The following is a 15,897-nucleotide window of genomic DNA, read 5'->3' as shown; positions in this document are numbered from 1 at the left end:
GCGTCGGTCCCTCATCAACGCGAAGGCCGCGACCCCATCGCCGTGAGCACGCCCAGGCCGATGAAGGACGTGCCGGCGAGCCGGTTGCCCCAGACACCGTGCCGTGCCGCGCGGCCCAGGCGCGGTGCGACCAGGCTGGCGGTGAGCACGTAGAGGATGTCGGTGCAGCACGCAATGGCCACGAACACACCGCCGAGCGCCAGGGTCTGCAGCAAGGGGTTGGCGCCGTGCGCGTCCATGAACTGCGGCAGGAAGGCGGCGAAGAACAGGGTGGTTTTCGGGTTCAGCAGCGCCACCAGGAAGCCATCGCGGAAGACGCGCCGCAAGGACTGCGCCGGCACCTGGGGCGCGGCGCCGTCGGCCAGTGGCGACGCCGCCATCCACAGGCGGATGCCCAGGTACACGAGGTAGGCCGCGCCGGCCCACTTCACCACCGTGAAGGCCACCGACGACACTGCGAACAAGGCGGCCAACCCGAGCGCGGCGCCGAGGGCGTTGGCGAGGTTGCCGAGGGCCACGCCCAGCACGGACGAAAGACCGCAGGCGCGCCCTTGCGCCAGGGTGCGGGCCACGATGTAGACGACGGCGGGACCGGGGGTCAGGGCCAGCACCAGGCTGGCGCCCACGAAAGCCAGAAGCAAAGGCGTGTCGGGAAGCATGGGAACTCCAGAAATCGGGATCGCCAGTATCGCCGCAGCCCGGAAAAAACTCGAGGATGTCGATGGACGCCGGCCTCGAACGTCGGGACCGTGAAAGCAGAAAACTTTCTCATGGACCCCACCATCACCGCTTTTGAACGCTCGCCCGATCGAGGCCAGGGGCTCGCGCGCGCAGCGGCGGGTTGAGGGCCGGTCAGGGCAAGGCGAGCAGGTCCACATGGCCCACGCGCAGGCTGCCCGCAGTGGCATTCGCGTGCCGCCGTTGCCGCCACGCTTCCAGCGCGGCGAGGGACGCGGGCTCCTGCTCGCACGCGGCGTGGGCGATGCCGTCGACCAGCGCGTGGTGCAGCGCGCCGGCCTGTGCGCTTTCCAGGCTGTGGATGCGCCAGTCGCTGGCCGCGCTGAACACGCGGTAGCCGCTGCCCTGCAGCGCGCGGCGCAAGGCCGGCAAGGCAGCCGCGCCGAGCGCGGGGCCAAAGCCCTTGTCGCGCCGCTGGTGCCGACCGAAGAGCCGGCCCACGGTCGAGTCCAGCGGGTCGCCCGGCTCCCAGTCATGGCGGCCGTCCACGCTGAGCGTGAAGAGCATGGCCGCGCGCGCGGCCACGGCGTGCGACACCAGACGGTGCAACCAGTCGGCGCTCACGAGATCAAGCAAGGCCGACGCGGTGACGAGGTGGGCCGCGTGCCAGGGCAGCGTGTCCAGATGCCGCGCAAGGTCCAGTTGCCGGCAGACGATGGCCGCCTCGAAACCCGGGCCTCTGGCGCTGGGTGGCCAGCCGCGCAGCAACGCGGCATCGTGGTCCACCACCAGCCATTGCTGCGGTCCGCCCAGCCGGGGCGCGAGCCAGCGCTGGTTCGCGCCCGTGCCGCAGCCCAAGTCGATCACGCGCCAGGGTGTGCCCGCCGGTGGGGCCATGGCATGGAACCGCGCGGCCAGTTGCAGGTGCCGGGCGGCCTCGTCGCGCGCGGCCGTGTCGAAGGGTTCGCGCTGTTGCAGCCAGTCGGCGCTGAAGTGGGCGCCGCTCATGCGATGGATTCCAGCACCGCCGCGTAGCGCGCGGCCTGCTGCGGCCAGGTGGGCAACGCCGCGGCGGCTTCGCGCGCGCCAGCGCGCAGGCGCTCGCGCAGCCCGACATCGGCCAGCAAGCGCTCCAGCGCGGCCTTCAGGGCGGGCCCGTCACCGGCAGGCACCTGCAGACCGGCGCCGGGTGGCAGCGTGTGGGCCAGGGCCCCACCGTCGGTGGTGACCACCGGCAGGCCGTGGGCGACGGCCTCGGCGATCACCATGCCATAGCCCTCGTAGAGCGAGGGCAACACGAAGACATCGGCCGCCAGGTAGTGCGCGTGCAGCGCGGCACCCGGCAACTCGCCGTGCCAGACGACGCGCTCGCCCAGAGGCGCGGCCAGGGCCTGCAGGCGCACGGCGGTGCCGGGGTCGCGTTCGGCGCTGCCCACCAGGTGCAGCACCCACGGCAGTTGCGTGAGGCTGGCCAGCGCTTGCAGCAGCAGGGCATGGCCCTTGCGCGGCGTGAGCGTGGCCACGCAGAGCAGTTGCACCGCGCCATCGCGCCGGGGGGCGGACGGCGGAGGGAGCGACGGGTCGGTGCCCGGCTCCACCACGGCGATGCGCTCGGGCGGGACGCCCAGGGCGGCCACGTCGTCGAGCGTGCGGCGGCTGGGCACCACCACCTGCCGCGCCAGTCGCAGGGCTTGCGCTTCGGTCGTGCGCAGATGTGCGCTGTCTGCGGCGCTCAGGCCCGTTTCCAGGTGAAGGGGGTGGTGCACATGGGCAACCCAGCGCAGGCGCTGGGCATGCGGCCGGACCACGCGCGCCAGGGCGCCGAAGGCCAGGCCGTCGGCGATCACCAGCGCGCCATCGGGCAGGGCCGCGATGCGGGCCAGGGCGGCCGAGAGGTCGCTGTCGTCGGGCCAGGGCCACGCGCCTTCGAGCACCTCGGGCAAAACCGTCCATCCCTGCTCGCGCAGGGCGAGCGAGAGCCGGCGGTCGTAGGTGTAGCCTCCCGTGGGGATGTGCCAGTCGCCCGGCAGCAGGAAGTGGCAGACGCGCTGGCCGGGCATGGTTCAGACCGGCAGGAGGCCTTCGTACGAGGCCCAGGCCACGTGCGACTCGTGCAGGGTCACCTTCATCTGCCGCAGGCCGGCCGACTGCGCGGTGGGCAGCGCCTGCGCACCGAGTGCACCGGCCGCGATGCGCACGGCGATGTGGTCGAAGATCACGCGCGCCAGGAACTCGGTGGTCGTGTTGCGGCCCTTGAACTCGGGCATCTCGTCCAGGTTCTGGAAGTTGAGCACGGCCAGTGTCTCGCGCAGCACCTGCGTGGCCAGGCCGATGTCGACCACGATGCCGTCGGCATCCAGTGCCTCGCGGCGCAGTTCGAGGTCCACCACATAGGTGGCGCCGTGCATGCGCTGGGCCGGCCCGAACACCGCGCCCTGGAAGCTGTGGGCGATCATGAAATGGTCTCTGACGTTGACGGCGTACATCGGTCGGGGGTCCTTTGAATGGCGGGAAGGATCACGCAGGGTAGTCGATGCGCTGGCACAGGGTGTCGGGCGCATCGGCACCGGCGAGACGCGCGAGCACCTGCGGCAGCTCGGCAAAGGGCGCGCTGTGGGTGACCAGCGCGTCCAGCACCGGCTCGGTGAGCAGCGAGAGCGCGAGCTCCAGGCGCTGGCGGTGGCTCCAGCGGTCGCGCTGGCGCTTGGCCACATGGCCCACCTGCGAGCTCTTGAGCGTGAGCCGCTGCGAATGGAAGGCCTCGCCCAGTGGCACGCTGACCGGGCGGCTGCCGTACCAGCTGAGTTCGAGCACCGTGGCTTCGAAGGCCGCAAGCCGCAGCGCGGTGGCCAGCCCGGCCGACTGGCCGCTGGTGTGGATGACCAGATCGGCCTGGGCCTGCGCCGCTTCGGGCAGGGCAAAACCGGCACCGAGCGTGGCCGCGATGCCCGCGCGCGCGGGGTTCGTGTCCACCACCTGGACGCTGCCTTCGGGCAGGCGCGCCGCGAGCCAGGCCACCAGCAGGCCGAGCGTGCCCCCGCCCACCACGGCGATGCGGTCGCCTGGGTTGGGCTGGCCGTCCCACAGGGCGTTGATGGCGGTTTCCAGGTTCGCGGCCAGCACGGCGCGCGAGGCGGGCACCCCGGCGGGCAGCGGCACCAGCACGGACGCGGGCACCTGGAACACCGTCTGGTGCGGATAAAGGCAGAACACCTCGCGCCCGAGCAGCTCGGGTGGCCCGGCTTCGACCACACCCACGTTCACGTAACCATACTTCACCGGGCCGGGGAAGTCGCCCGCCTGGAACGGCGCGCGCATGCGCTGCGCCTCACTGGCGGGCACCTCGCCCCGGAACACCAGGCCCTCGGTGCCCCGGCTCACGCCGGTGTGCAGGGTGCGCACGCGGGCGAAGCCATCGGGAAGCGGTGGCAGGGTTTCGTCGCGAATCTCGGCGAGGCCGGGGCTGACCACCCAGCAAGCCTGGGCGGAAACGGCGGCGGACGGATCGGAGGCGATGGGCATGGGCGAAGGGGGAAAGCGGTGTCGGCGGGGTGGGCGTAGTTTGACCCATGGCCAATATTTCCACATTAATCGAAATATCGTATGATTCAACGCATGAACGAAACCGATGTCGTCCGCGCGCTCGGCGCCCTGGCCCACCCCCTTCGCCTGCGGGTGTTCCGCGCCCTGGTCGTCAATGGCCAGGCCGGCCTCACACCCGGCGTGATGAGCGAGGCCCTGGAGATCCCCAACACCACCCTGTCGTTCCACTTGAAGGAGCTGGCTTCGGCGGGCCTGGTGACGCAGGAGCGGTCCAGCCGGCACCTGGTCTACCGCGCCGCCTACGAGCAGATGAACGGGCTGCTCGGTTACCTCACCGACAACTGCTGCCAGGGTGCGGAATGCGCCGTGGACAGCAGCTCCTCCTGCCAATGCTGACCCTTCATTGCCCGCCACCATGACCACCCCAACGCCCCTGAACGTGCTCTTCCTCTGCACCCACAACTCGGCCCGCAGCATCCTGGCCGAAGCCACGCTGAACCACCTGGGCCGAGGCCGCTTCAAGGCCTTCTCCGCCGGCAGCAGCCCGCGCGAGAACCAGCAGCCCCACCCGCTGGCTCTGGAGGTGCTGCAGCGCGCCGGCATGGCCACCGAGGGACTGCGCAGCAAGAACTGGGACGAATTCGGCCAGCCGGACGCGCCCCACATGGACCTGGTCATCACGGTGTGCGACAACGCCGCCGGTGAGACCTGCCCCTACTGGCCCGGCCAGCCCGCCACGGCGCATTGGGGCTATGCCGACCCGTCCGAGGTCAAGGGCACGGCCGAGCAACAGCTGGAGGCTTTCCGCGAAACCCTGCTCGCCATCCGCCGGCGCCTGGAGTTCCTGGTCAGCCTGCCGCCGGCCAGCGTGGATCGGCTGGCGCTCCAGAACACGGCACGCGAACTGGCCCAGCGCTGAGCCGGCATGTTCGCGGCCGTCCTGATCTTTGCGTTCACGCTGCTGCTCGTCATCTGGCAACCCCGGGGGCTGGGGATCGGCTGGAGCGCGCTGCTCGGCGCGGTGGTGGCGCTGCTGGCGGGTGTGGTCCAGCTGTCCGACATCCCGGTGGTCTGGCACATCGTCTGGAACGCCACCGCCACCTTCGTGGCGGTCATCGTCATCAGCCTGGTGCTGGACGAGGCGGGCTTCTTCGAGTGGGCCGCCCTGCACTTCGCGCGCTGGGGCGGTGGCCACGGTCCCCGGCTGTTCGCCCTCATCGTACTGCTGGGCGCGGTGGTCGCCGCACTCTTCGCCAACGACGGGGCGGCCCTCATCCTCACGCCCATCGTCATGGCCATGCTGGTCGCGCTGGGCTTCTCGCCCGCCACCACGCTGGCCTTCGTCATGGCGGCCGGTTTCATCGCCGACACCGCCAGCCTGCCCCTGGTGGTGTCCAACCTCGTGAACATCGTCTCGGCCGATTTCTTCGGCATCGGCTTCAACCGCTACGCCGCCGTCATGGTGCCGGTGAACCTCGCGTCGGTGGCCGCCAGCCTGGTGGTGCTCTACCTGTACTTCCGCCGCGACCTGCCGGCGACCTACGACCTGCGCCAGCTGAAGGCGCCCGCCGCCGCCATCCGCGACCTGAACACCTTCCGCGCCGGCTGGGCGGTGCTGGGCCTGCTGCTGGTGGGCTTCTTCGGGCTGGAGCCGCTGGGCGTTCCCGTGAGCGCGGTGGCGGCGGCGGGCGCGGTCCTGCTCCTCGCCGTCGCGGCCCGGGGCCACGTCATCGGCACCCGCAAGGTGCTGAAGGAAGCACCCTGGCAGATCGTGGTCTTCTCGCTGGGCATGTACCTGGTGGTCTACGGCCTGCGCAACGCCGGGCTGACGGGCCACCTCGCCGCGCTGCTGGACCGGTTCGCCCAGGGCGGCGTCTGGGGCGCGGCCATGGGCACGGGTTTCCTGGCGGCCGCGCTGTCGTCGGTGATGAACAACATGCCCACGGTGCTGGTCGGTGCGCTGTCGATCGAGCAGTCCACGGCCACCGGCGTGGTGAAGGAGGCCATGGTCTACGCCAACCTCATCGGCTGCGACCTGGGCCCCAAGATCACGCCCATCGGCAGCCTGGCCACGCTGCTGTGGCTCCACGTGCTGGCCCGCAAGGGCACCACCATCGCCTGGGGCTATTACTTCCGGGTCGGCGTCGTGCTGACGCTGCCCGTTCTCGCGGTCACGCTGGCGGCCCTGGCCCTCCGCCTGGGCGCGACCTGACAACCCGCCCCTTCACATGACCCTCGAAATCGATCTGCCCCCGCTCGACCCTGCCGCGTTTCAGCCGCTGGATGTCGAGCGCCTGTTTCCCCAGGAGCGGGCGACCCATGCGCCGCGCATCCTGCTGCTGTACGGCTCGCTCCGAGAGCGGTCCTACAGCCGCCTGCTCACCGAGGAGGCCGCCCGCCTCCTGCAAGCCATGGGAGCCGACACACGCATCTTCGACCCCAGGGACTTGCCGCTGCCCGACGCGGTGCCGGAGGACCACCCGAAGGTGCGCGAGCTGCGCGACCTGGCCCGGTGGTCCGAGGGCATGGTCTGGTGTTCGCCGGAGCGCCACGGCGCCATGACCGGCATCCTCAAGGCGCAGATCGACTGGATTCCGCTGTCGGAGGGCTCGGTGCGGCCGACGCAGGGCAAGACCCTGGCGGTGATGCAGGTCTCGGGCGGCTCGCAGTCCTTCAACGCGGTGAACCAGTTGCGCGTGCTGGGCCGCTGGATGCGCATGCTGACGATTCCGAACCAGTCTTCCGTCGCCAAGGCCTACCAGGAGTTCGAGGAGAACGGCCGCATGAAACCGTCGTCGTACCACGAGCGCGTGGTGGACGTGATGGAGGAACTGGTGAAGTTCACCGTGCTCACCCGCGACAGCGCGCCCTACCTGGTGGACCGCTACAGCGAGCGGCGGGAGAGCGCCGAAGCCCTGTCCCGGCGGGTCCAGCTGCGCAGCATCTGAAAGCGGCCACCCGGCGCCGGTGAACGAATCGGCGGATGTGGTGTCGGAAGGAGGCGCGTGCCATGATCGCCGGAACCGCCCACCATGAAGACCACCGGAGCCCCCCTCGCCTCAGCCCCGGGCCTTGCCGGCCTGCGGCGTGACGCCGCGCGCGATCTGGCGGTGGTGGCGGCCCTGGTGGGCGTGCTCGCCAGCGCGCTGGGCGCGGCAGGCGACCTGGGCCTGGACTACATGGCCAAGACCTGGCTGGTGTATGGCCTGGGCGCCTGGCTGGTGTGGCGCGCCCTGGCCCACCACCCGCATCCGCGCTTCGGCCCCGCCAACCGCGTGACCCTGGTGCGGCTGGGCTCGATGGCCCTGCTCGCGGCCCTGGTGGGTGAGGCCCTGCCCCGCCCGCCCCTGGCTTCGATGACCCCGGCGGCCTGGTGGCTGGTGGTGATCGCCACCGCCACGGCCCTGCTCGACGCGGTGGACGGCGCGCTGGCCCGGCGCAGCGGCCTGGCCAGCGCCTTCGGCGCCCGTTTCGACATGGAGACCGACGCGGCCTTCACCCTGGTGCTGTGCGCGCTGGTGCTGCAGGCCGGCCAGGCCGGCCCCTGGGTGCTGGCGTCGGGGCTGATGCGCTACGCCTTCGTGGCCGCCTCCAAGCCCTGGCCCTGGCTGGCCGGCGCCCTGCCACCGAGCAAGCGCCGCCAGACGGTGTGCGTGGTGCAGATCACCGCGCTCATCATCTGCCTGGGGCCCATCGTGCCGCCCTGGCTGGCGGCCTCGCTGGCCGCCTTCAGCCTGGCCCTGCTGAGCCTTTCGTTCGCCGTCGACATCCGGACCCTGGCGCGGCAGCGCCCCACCCTCACGGAGACCTGAGCCATGCGCACTTCCACCGCCCTACTCCTGCCACTGGCGCTTTGCGCCCACCTGCTGGCCAGCTCGCCCGCGCACGCCCAGGCAGCCAAGTACGAGCTGGACCCGGACCACATCACCATCGCGTTTCTGGTGGACCACATCGGCTACGCCAAGGTGCTGGGCCTGTTCCGCTCGGCTCGCGGCAGCTACCGCTTCGACGAGGCCACGGCCACGCTGTCGGACGTGCGCATCGAGGTGGAGACGGCCAGCGTCTTCAGCAACCAGCGCAAGCGCGACGAGCACCTGAAGGGCCCCGACTTCCTGAACAGCGGCGAGTTCCCGCGCATGGTGTTCACCGCCAGCAGCGCCAAGCGCACCAGCGAGCGCAACTTCGAGATCAGCGGCCAGCTGGAGCTGCTGGGCAAGTCGCAACCGCTCACGCTGCAGGCCACCTGGAACAAGAGCGCCGAGTCGCCCATGGGCGGGCCGCTGCGCAAGCCCTACACCATGGGCGTGTCCGCGCGCGGCAGCTTCAAGCGCAGCGCCTACGGCATGAACTACGCGGTGTCCAACGGCTGGGTCGGTGACGAGGTGCCGCTGATCATCGAGTTCGAAGCGGTGCGCCAGTGAGCGACGCGCGCGCCGCGCCGCCTCGGTGGCTGCCGTGGCTGCTGCGCTTCGGCCTGGCGTTCGCGCTGCTCAACGCGCTGTGGACCTTCGAGAACCGCTGGCCGGGTTTCGGCGTGCGCACCATGCCGCGCCTGTCGTTCGAGCTGTGCCTGGCCGTGGTGGCGCTGATGGGCTGGGTGCGCTGGCGCGGCCGGCTCTCGGCGCGCGCGGCCACCGCGTGGTCCCTCGGCTTCGTCTTCCTCGTGTTCGTGCGTTACGCGGACGTGACGGCCCCGGCCGTGCTGGGCCGGCCGGTCAATGTGTATTGGGACGGGCGCCACGCCGCCGAACTGCTGCGGCTGGCCGCCCAGACCCTGCCCGCCTGGCAGTTGCTGGGCCTGGCGCTGGCGCTGCTGCTGGGCGCGGTGCTGCTGGTGGGCCTGGTGCGCCGCGCGATCGTCGTACTGGCGCGGTGCCTGGCCTGGGAGCGCCCCCAGCCCTGGCTGCTGGCCGCAGTGGCCGCGTGCACGCTCAGCTTCGCCGCCTACGTGCCCGGTGAGCGCGACACGCGCTGGTTCTTCTCGCTGCCGCTCACACCCACGCTGGTGCACCAGGGCCAGTTGCTGGCGCGCGTGGCCTGGCCGGCCTCGGCCGAGTCGGTGCTGGGCGCGGGCCCGGCCTTCGACGGCGATCTCTCCGGCCTGATCGGGCCACGGGGCCCGGCGGACGTGCTGCTGGTGTTCGCCGAGTCTTACGGCACGGTGAGCTTCGACCGGCCCGAGCAGGCCGTCGGGCTGGTGGCGGCGCGCGCGGCGCTGGACGAGGCCATCCACGCCGGTGGCCGCACCGTGGTCAGCGCGCGCGTCACCGCGCCCACCTTCGGCGGTGCCTCGTGGCTGTCGCACGCCGCGCTGCTGGCCGGCGTGGACACCAGCGACCCGGGCGACCACGACCTGCTGCTCGCCAGCGACCGGCCCACGCTGGTGCGCCATTTCGCGCGCCATGGCTACCGCACCGTGGGCTGGATGCCGGGCCTCAAGCGCCCCTGGCCCGAAGGCGCCTTCTACGGCTTCGACCGCCTCGCGAAGGACGCCGACATGGGCTACACCGGGCCCAACTTCGGTTACTGGCGCATCCCCGACCAGGCGGCGCTGGCGCTGCTGCACACGCAGGAACTCGCGCCCACCACGGATCGCGCGCCGCGCTTCGTGGTGTTCCCGACCACCAGCACGCACGCCCCCTTTCACCCGCTCGCGCCCTTCGTGCCGGGCGGCTCGCTGCGCACCGGCCCCCAGACCTACAGCGCAGCGCAGGCCACGGCCGCGCAGGCGGCTCCGCTGGCGGTGCGCGAGCCCCTGCCGCCCTACCTGGAGAGCCTGCGCTACCAGCACGCCTGGCTGGCGGACTACCTGAAACAGCGCTCGGCCCGACCGCTGGTGATGGTGGTGGTGGGCGATCATCAGCCGCCCGCGCTGGTGAGCGGGCCCGCGGTGTCGTGGGACGTGCCGGTGCACGTGATCAGCGAGGACCGCGCCCTGCTGCAGCGCCTGCTGGGCAGCGGCTTCGCGCCCGGGCTCACGCCACCGGCGGAGGCGCTGGGGCCGATGCAGCGGCTGACCGAGGTGCTGCTGGCGGTGTTCAACGCGCCCGGCGCGCACGAGGTGCAGGGCTTCGAGCACGTGGGCGCGCCCGCGAGCAGCCCGCCGCACACCGGGTCCTGAGGCGGTTCAGGCCACGAGCCAGGCGTGCACGTCGCCCGAGGGCGCCTCCGCCGGCAAGGCGCGCAGCCAGCCGCGCATCGCCTCGGCGCCCTCGCCTTCGGGCTGGAGCAGGTGCTGCCGCTCGCCCAGCGACACCGCATAACGGTAACGCCCGGGCCCGGCCAGGGCTTCGAGCCGGTCGATGCAACCCAGCGCCACGTCGCGCACGGCCGGCACGAACTCGAAGGACAGCGCCGGCAGGGGCTGGCTCAGGCCCATGAGCACCTCCAGCTCGAAACCCTCCACATCGATCTTCACGAAATCGGGCCGCCCGTGCGTGGCGATCAGCGCGTCCAGCGTGGTCACGGGCACCAGCGGCCCGGCTTCCCAGCGCACACCGCGGAACGACGGTGCCGCGCCCGCGCGCTGCACGAAATCGGTGGAGAGCGTGGCCACGGTGGGCGTGCGCGGGCTGGCCATCAGGCGGGCTTCGCCGGGCGCGCGGCCCAGGGCCTGCGGCAGCAGCGCCACCTGCGCATCGTGGCCGAAGCGGCGCCCCAGCAGCCGCACGAAATCGGGCTGCGGCTCCAGCGCGACCACGCGCGCGCCGAGCTGGCGGAACGCCGCCACGCGGTTGCCGGCGTGGGCGCCGACGTCGAACGCCAGACCACCCACCGGCAGGAAGCGGCGGTAGAAGCGCCGCAGCTGCGCGCCGCGCCAGGGGATGGCGCGGTACACGAGGAAGGAGCGCAGCAGGCCGAGCGGACGGTCGATCGCGCGGCTCATCGCGGGCGCTGGGGGGGCAAGGGGATGAGGATCATCTGGACGGTCCGGTTGGCCGGGTTCTCGGTGTCCTGCGCCGTCAGCGCCGGCAGGTCCTTCTTCGCCAGCGGGGCCACGAAGATGCGGGCCGCGCCAATGCCGCCCTGCTCGCGCAGCAGCTCGGCCACGCTGCGGGCGCGGCGCATCGCGAGCGCGTCGTTGAGCGCATCGCCCCCGACCGTGTCGGTGTGGGCCACGATCAGGATGCCCACGTCGGGGTGCGCGCGCAGGTGGTCGCGGGCCTTGTCGATGTCCGCCACGGCCTGCCGCGAGAGCTCGGCCTTGCCGGTCGCGAAGAGCACCGGCGGCAGCACCGGCAAGGGGTCGGCCGCCGCCACCGGCGAGGGGCTCGACGGCAGCACCACGTAGACCGTGGGCGCGCTGGCCGTCTCCTTCTTCGGCGCGTTGGAGGCCACCGCGAACACGGCGATGGAGATGATCGCCGCCAGGCCGGCCCAGAAGACGGTGTCCGTGCCTCTGGACACGCGCACGTGCAGGCGCGTGAACGCGCTCCAGTGGTTGACGGCCGCCAGCGCGTCGGCCAGGCGGTCGTACTCCTCCTTGCGATCGACCTTCGTGGTGTCGGCCTGGTAGTGCTCCCAGGCCAGGCGCTTCTCTTCGATCAGGCGGCTCACCGAATCGATGCGCGGGCTGTTCGGGTCGTTGGGGTTGCGCTTGGGCAGCAGCTCGTCCTTGCGCCGCGCGAACTCGGCCTGCACGGCGAGGATCTCGGCGTCCTGGGTGGTGTCGATCAGCAGGTTGGTGTACGCCAGATCGGGCGTGAGCACGAACAGCAGGCGGCGCACGGACCAGCCCAGCAGCAGCAGCGACACGAGCAAGGCCAGCGAGGCCACGATCCAGCGCGGGCTGAACAGTTCGAGCGAGCCGTAGCCGGAAAACGGCGCACCGGCCAGCAGCACGCCGGCGATGCCGCCGAACACCGCGATCAGCGTCTTGACGTTGTCGCGCAGGCTGGCCTTGGCGACGACATAGGGATCGGCGGCGGCCATGGCGCCCTACTCCAGCGGATCGTTGTGCCAGAAGCGCAGCACGTCCAGGCCCAGGTCCGGCTCCTTCAGCAGCTTCTGCAGCCGGCCCAGTTCATGGCTGGCGTCGGGCGACGACAGGGTGCCGACGTCCACGTCCAGCACCGTGATCGCGCCGAAGCGCAGGGGCTTCACGCGCGTCACCCGCTGGCGCACCAGGCGCTGCAGGCTCTCCGGGTCCAGGCCCTTGAATTCGGCGAGCTTCCAGCGCTCGATGCCGGCGACCTCGACCACGAAGAGTTCGCGGGCGTCAAACGGCTCTTGCGTGCTGGATTCGATGAACATCACCCCCGGCGGCGTGGCCGGTTCGGGTGCGGGCGGTCGGGGCGGTGGTGGCGAGGGGGATGCCACCGGCGAGGGCGCGGGGGCCGGGCTGGCGGCAGGGCTGGGTTTGGCGCTGCCCCCGCCATCGCCGCCACCGGGGAGCTTCACTTCGATCCAGTCCCGTCCACACTGGATCTGGATCGTGCCGTACGGTGTGAAGGTGTATTCGATCGACATTCCGCGTCCCTCCTCAGGCACTGGAAGTCACGGGGATCCCGGCCGCCGGGGTCCCCTGACACAGCCTGTCGCAGAATATCACCTTCGTTTGCAAATGCCCATCCAGGGCGGCCGGCGGCCCCCCCAGCCAACGGAAGCGGGTTCTCGACCGTTACAGGGGTTTCACGCGCGCGGCCTGGGCCAGGGCCTGCAACTTCACGGTGTCGGCCGCGTAGAAGCGCGCGGCCTCCGGCAGCGACATGCGGGGTGGCACACGCCCGCCGACGGCCCGCACGGCCTGGCCCACGTCCGCGCTGCCCAGCGCCTCCACGACGACGCGGTGCAGGCGCGCGCTGAGGTCTTCATCCATCGCGGCGGGCACGAGCACGCCCACCCAGATGCTGGGGTGGCCCACGTCGGGCGCCAGCCGGCTTTCGTCGAAGGTCGCGGCGGTGGGGAACCGGTCCAGCCGCTGCGCGGACAACACACCCAGCACCTTCATGCGGCCATCGGCCACCAGGCTGCCCAGCAAGGCGTCCACGGGCAGCACCGTGAAATCGATGGCGCCGCTGCGCAGATCGGCCAGCATGGGCATGCCGCCGCGGTAAGGCACGTGCGTGGCCTGGATGCCAGCGCTGGACAACAGCCGCTCCGTCACGAGGTGGAACAGCGAGCCCTGCCCCGTGCTGCCATAGCTCATGGGCCGCTCGCCACCCTGGCGCGCCAGGGCCACGAGCTCGTCCAGGTTGCTGGCCGGCAGGTCGGTGCGCGCGTACAGCGCCAGCGGCGAATCGTTGACCAGGCCCAGCAGGCGAAAGTCCGAAGGCTTGTAGCGGACGGCGCGCAGCGTGAGCGGCGCCAGCACGGTCTCGGAGGGCGACCCGATGAAGAGCGTGGAGCCGTCGCGCGCGGCCGCCAGCAGGCGGTTGGCGGCGATGGAGCCACTGGCGCCGGTGACGTTCTCTACCACCGCGGCGCGCCCGAGCCCCCGGCCCAGCGCGGGGGCCACGGCGCGGGCGAAGGCATCGGTCACGCCGCCGGCGGGTTGCGCCACCAGCACGGAGAGCGGGTGCGCGCGCGCCTGAGCCACCCCGCGCGGCATCGCGGCGAGCGAAGCCGCCCCCATGCCCGAAAGAGCGAATGCGCGGCGCGAAAGGTTCATGGGAATGGCGTGCAAAAATGGCTACGAGCATTATGGATGGCAACCCAACATGAAGAAGCCCAAGAACGGCCCGTCAGCGCCTGCGGCTCCCCAGAAACGGCCGACGCAGCGCGACATTGCGCAGGCCACCGGCCTGTCGCAAACCTCCGTGTCCCTGGTGCTCAACGGCGTGGAGCCGTCCACCGTGTCGGCGGAGGCGCGCGAACGCATCCAGGAAGCGGCCAGGCGGCTCGGCTACGTGCCCAACCGCATGGCCCGCAACCTGCAGTCCGCGCGCACGCTCACGCTGGCCTGCATCGTTCCCGACATCACGAACCCGACCTATCCGGCCCTGATCCGCGGCTTCCAGTCCGCCGCCGATGCGGCGGGCTACGACACCATGATCTTCGACACCGACGGCACGCCCGAGCGCGAGCAGCGGGCGCTGCAATGGCTGTCGCAGGGGCATGTGGACGGCGTGATGGCAGTGTTCTTCCACGTGCAGGAAACCGAGCTGCTGAAGGCCACGCGGGGACGCCTGGCCGTGGTGCAGATCGAAAGCCAGGCGCACAAACCATCGCGCACCATCGACAAGCTCTACATCAACAACGCGGCGGCGGCGCAGGCCATGACGCAGACCCTGATCGACAAGGGCCACCGGCGCATCGCCCTGCTGTCCGCCCCGCTGGGCCCGGGCGCGCAGCGGCAGCGCGGCTTTCGGGCCGCCATGCGGCAGGCGGGGCTGACGGCCCGCACCATCGCCGCCGACGACTTCACCCAGGCCGCCGGTGCGCGCGCGATGGTGGCCGAACTGGCGGGCGGCGACTTCCGCTGCAGCGCCGTCTTCGCCGCCAACGACCTGCTGGCCATCGGCGCCATGTCGGCCCTGCGCGCGGCGGGGCGGCGCATTCCCGAGGACGTGGCCGTGGCGGGCTTCGATGACATTCCCGCGGCCCAGTTGCTGCAGCCGCCCTTGACCACGGTGCGCCGATCCGAGCTGTCGATCGGCCGCATGGCCGCCGAGCTGCTCATCGGCCGGCTGAACGGTGCCGAGGCGGCCGAGGGGGGCCGCAATGTCGAATTGCCTTTCGAACTCGTGCTGCGCGACTCGGCCTGAGGCCGGCATCAACCACGAGGAAATTTCTGCAGATCGGCCACCATCAGGCCCGTGAACTCTTCGGTCATCCGAGAGCGGCTGACGTGCTGCGGGTAAGCCATGAGCACCTGCACAGGGCAACGCGGCGCGAGGGGCGCCACGTGCAAGTCCCGCGCGAACACCGAAGCCACATAGGGGTTCACGATGCCGATGCCCGCCCCCTCGGCGGCCATCAGGCAGATGGTGAACGAGTAGCTGGTGGCCACCCGCGCGGCGACGTCCACCCCGTGCGCCTGCAGCAGGCGCTGGACCTGGACCTGCGATTCGTCGTCGGCGTTCAGGGTGAGCAAGGATTGCCCTTTCAGGTCGCGCACATGCACGCGCGGCCGCTGGGCCAGCGCATGGCCCGGCGGCATCACGCACACCATCGGGGCCTGATGCAGCACGGTGCCGTCCAGCTCGGGGTGGGCCTGGGCGGCCGTGGACAGCACGGCATCGAAATTCCCGTGCAGCAGGCCCTCGCGCAGCTGGTGGGCGCTGGTGGTCTGCAGGTCCACATGCGCGTGCGGGTGGCGCCGGCAGAACTCGCCGATGACGCGCGGCAGAACGCTGAGGCCCAGCGCGGGCGTGCAGCCGATGCGCAGCGAACCGGAGCCGGACTTGCGCAGCTGGGCCACATGCTGCTCCACCCGGTCCAGGCCCAGGAACTGGCGCTGCACGAAGTCGAACAGCTCCCTCGCCTCCTTGGTGGGCACCAGCCGGCCCTTGGTGTGGTCGAACAGCTTGAGGCCGGTGGCCATGCCGACCTGGGACAACAGGCGGCTGACCGAGGGCTGGGTGGTGTTGAGCACGGCGGCCGCGGCCGTGGTGGTGCCGGTCTGCATGACGGCGCGGAAGGCTTCGATTTCGCGGAAATTGAGGGGTCTTGGCATGGCGGGGCGTCAGATCCACCCTATACCAGCAGTGCATAGGGTGCTCGCAAGAATGAATT

Annotated in this window: 18 protein-coding genes; 8 read left to right on the top strand and 10 right to left on the bottom strand. The window is 71.5% G+C overall.

Annotation, left to right across the window (positions count from 1 at the left end; translation table 11 throughout):
- Positions 1-14: 14 nt before the first annotated feature.
- The 5 genes from AC1Q9M_RS17875 to AC1Q9M_RS17855 form a co-directional block, all read right to left on the bottom strand.
- Entirely contained in the window at positions 15-659 is a 645-nt protein-coding gene (locus AC1Q9M_RS17875; RefSeq protein WP_382325038.1) for a LysE family translocator, read from the bottom strand.
- A gap of 193 nt (positions 660-852) precedes the next feature.
- Positions 853-1,686, bottom strand: a complete 834-nt coding sequence (locus tag AC1Q9M_RS17870) for a class I SAM-dependent methyltransferase (RefSeq protein WP_492434906.1) — start codon at positions 1,684-1,686, stop codon at positions 853-855.
- Entirely contained in the window at positions 1,683-2,738 is a 1,056-nt protein-coding gene (locus AC1Q9M_RS17865; protein WP_492434904.1) for a glycosyltransferase family 4 protein, read from the bottom strand. Before AC1Q9M_RS17865 ends, AC1Q9M_RS17870 begins: the two co-directional genes overlap by 4 nt.
- A gap of 3 nt (positions 2,739-2,741) precedes the next feature.
- Entirely contained in the window at positions 2,742-3,164 is a 423-nt protein-coding gene (locus AC1Q9M_RS17860) for a 6-pyruvoyl trahydropterin synthase family protein (protein ID WP_492434902.1), read from the bottom strand.
- 31 nt (positions 3,165-3,195) lie between these two features.
- Complete coding sequence (locus AC1Q9M_RS17855) at positions 3,196-4,200, bottom strand: zinc-dependent alcohol dehydrogenase (protein WP_492434900.1); 1,005 nt, start codon at positions 4,198-4,200, stop codon at positions 3,196-3,198.
- 93 nt (positions 4,201-4,293) lie between these two features.
- On the opposite strand from AC1Q9M_RS17855, the gene AC1Q9M_RS17850 reads away from it, so the two are divergent.
- The 7 genes from AC1Q9M_RS17850 (at position 4,294) to AC1Q9M_RS17820 (ending at position 10,342) form a co-directional block, all read left to right on the top strand.
- The gene (locus AC1Q9M_RS17850; RefSeq protein WP_444686642.1) at positions 4,294-4,617 is read left to right on the top strand and encodes an ArsR/SmtB family transcription factor; all 324 of its coding nucleotides are present in this window, start codon (positions 4,294-4,296) and stop codon (positions 4,615-4,617) included.
- Between the two features lie 19 nt (positions 4,618-4,636).
- Complete coding sequence (locus tag AC1Q9M_RS17845; RefSeq protein WP_492434898.1) at positions 4,637-5,140, top strand: arsenate reductase ArsC; 504 nt, start codon at positions 4,637-4,639, stop codon at positions 5,138-5,140.
- A gap of 6 nt (positions 5,141-5,146) precedes the next feature.
- On the top strand, positions 5,147-6,433 hold the full coding sequence (locus AC1Q9M_RS17840) for an arsenic transporter (protein ID WP_444686644.1): 1,287 nt from the start codon (positions 5,147-5,149) through the stop codon (positions 6,431-6,433).
- A gap of 16 nt (positions 6,434-6,449) precedes the next feature.
- Positions 6,450-7,169 carry an arsenical resistance protein ArsH gene (gene arsH / locus AC1Q9M_RS17835; RefSeq protein WP_492434895.1) on the top strand — a complete coding sequence of 240 codons (720 nt, stop codon included), beginning with the start codon at positions 6,450-6,452 and terminating at the stop codon, positions 7,167-7,169.
- Between the two features lie 84 nt (positions 7,170-7,253).
- Entirely contained in the window at positions 7,254-8,033 is a 780-nt protein-coding gene (locus AC1Q9M_RS17830; RefSeq protein WP_444686646.1) for a CDP-alcohol phosphatidyltransferase family protein, read from the top strand.
- A 3-nt stretch (positions 8,034-8,036) separates the two neighbouring features.
- Positions 8,037-8,642 carry a YceI family protein gene (locus tag AC1Q9M_RS17825; RefSeq protein ID WP_444686647.1) on the top strand — a complete coding sequence of 202 codons (606 nt, stop codon included), beginning with the start codon at positions 8,037-8,039 and terminating at the stop codon, positions 8,640-8,642.
- The gene (locus AC1Q9M_RS17820; protein WP_492434892.1) at positions 8,639-10,342 is read left to right on the top strand and encodes a sulfatase-like hydrolase/transferase; all 1,704 of its coding nucleotides are present in this window, start codon (positions 8,639-8,641) and stop codon (positions 10,340-10,342) included. Before AC1Q9M_RS17825 ends, AC1Q9M_RS17820 begins: the two co-directional genes overlap by 4 nt.
- 6 nt (positions 10,343-10,348) lie before the next feature.
- Here the strand turns inward: AC1Q9M_RS17820 and AC1Q9M_RS17815 are convergent, their stop codons facing one another.
- From AC1Q9M_RS17815 to AC1Q9M_RS17800, 4 genes are all read right to left on the bottom strand, one after another.
- On the bottom strand, positions 10,349-11,107 hold the full coding sequence (locus AC1Q9M_RS17815) for an FkbM family methyltransferase (RefSeq protein ID WP_492434890.1): 759 nt from the start codon (positions 11,105-11,107) through the stop codon (positions 10,349-10,351).
- Positions 11,104-12,153: an OmpA family protein gene (locus AC1Q9M_RS17810; RefSeq protein WP_444686650.1), complete on the bottom strand. Its 1,050-nt coding sequence runs from the start codon at positions 12,151-12,153 to the stop codon at positions 11,104-11,106. Before AC1Q9M_RS17810 ends, AC1Q9M_RS17815 begins: the two co-directional genes overlap by 4 nt.
- A 6-nt stretch (positions 12,154-12,159) precedes the next feature.
- Positions 12,160-12,690, bottom strand: coding sequence for a hypothetical protein (locus AC1Q9M_RS17805; RefSeq protein ID WP_291117183.1), 531 nt, complete (start codon positions 12,688-12,690; stop codon positions 12,160-12,162).
- A gap of 151 nt (positions 12,691-12,841) precedes the next feature.
- Positions 12,842-13,831 (bottom strand): Bug family tripartite tricarboxylate transporter substrate binding protein, encoded by a 990-nt coding sequence (locus tag AC1Q9M_RS17800; protein ID WP_382325060.1) that lies wholly within the window; start codon positions 13,829-13,831, stop codon positions 12,842-12,844.
- 49 nt (positions 13,832-13,880) lie between these two features.
- On the opposite strand from AC1Q9M_RS17800, the gene AC1Q9M_RS17795 reads away from it, so the two are divergent.
- Positions 13,881-14,927, top strand: a complete 1,047-nt coding sequence (locus AC1Q9M_RS17795; RefSeq protein WP_382325062.1) for a LacI family DNA-binding transcriptional regulator — start codon at positions 13,881-13,883, stop codon at positions 14,925-14,927.
- An 8-nt stretch (positions 14,928-14,935) separates the two neighbouring features.
- Here AC1Q9M_RS17795 and AC1Q9M_RS17790 read toward each other — a convergent pair whose 3' ends face one another.
- Complete coding sequence (locus AC1Q9M_RS17790; protein ID WP_382157604.1) at positions 14,936-15,838, bottom strand: LysR substrate-binding domain-containing protein; 903 nt, start codon at positions 15,836-15,838, stop codon at positions 14,936-14,938.
- Positions 15,839-15,897: the final 59 nt, after the last annotated feature.

The sequence above is a fragment of the Hydrogenophaga sp. GW823-FHT04C09 genome, assembly GCF_058796355.1.
This window is presented reverse-complemented; position numbering and strand designations above follow the sequence as displayed.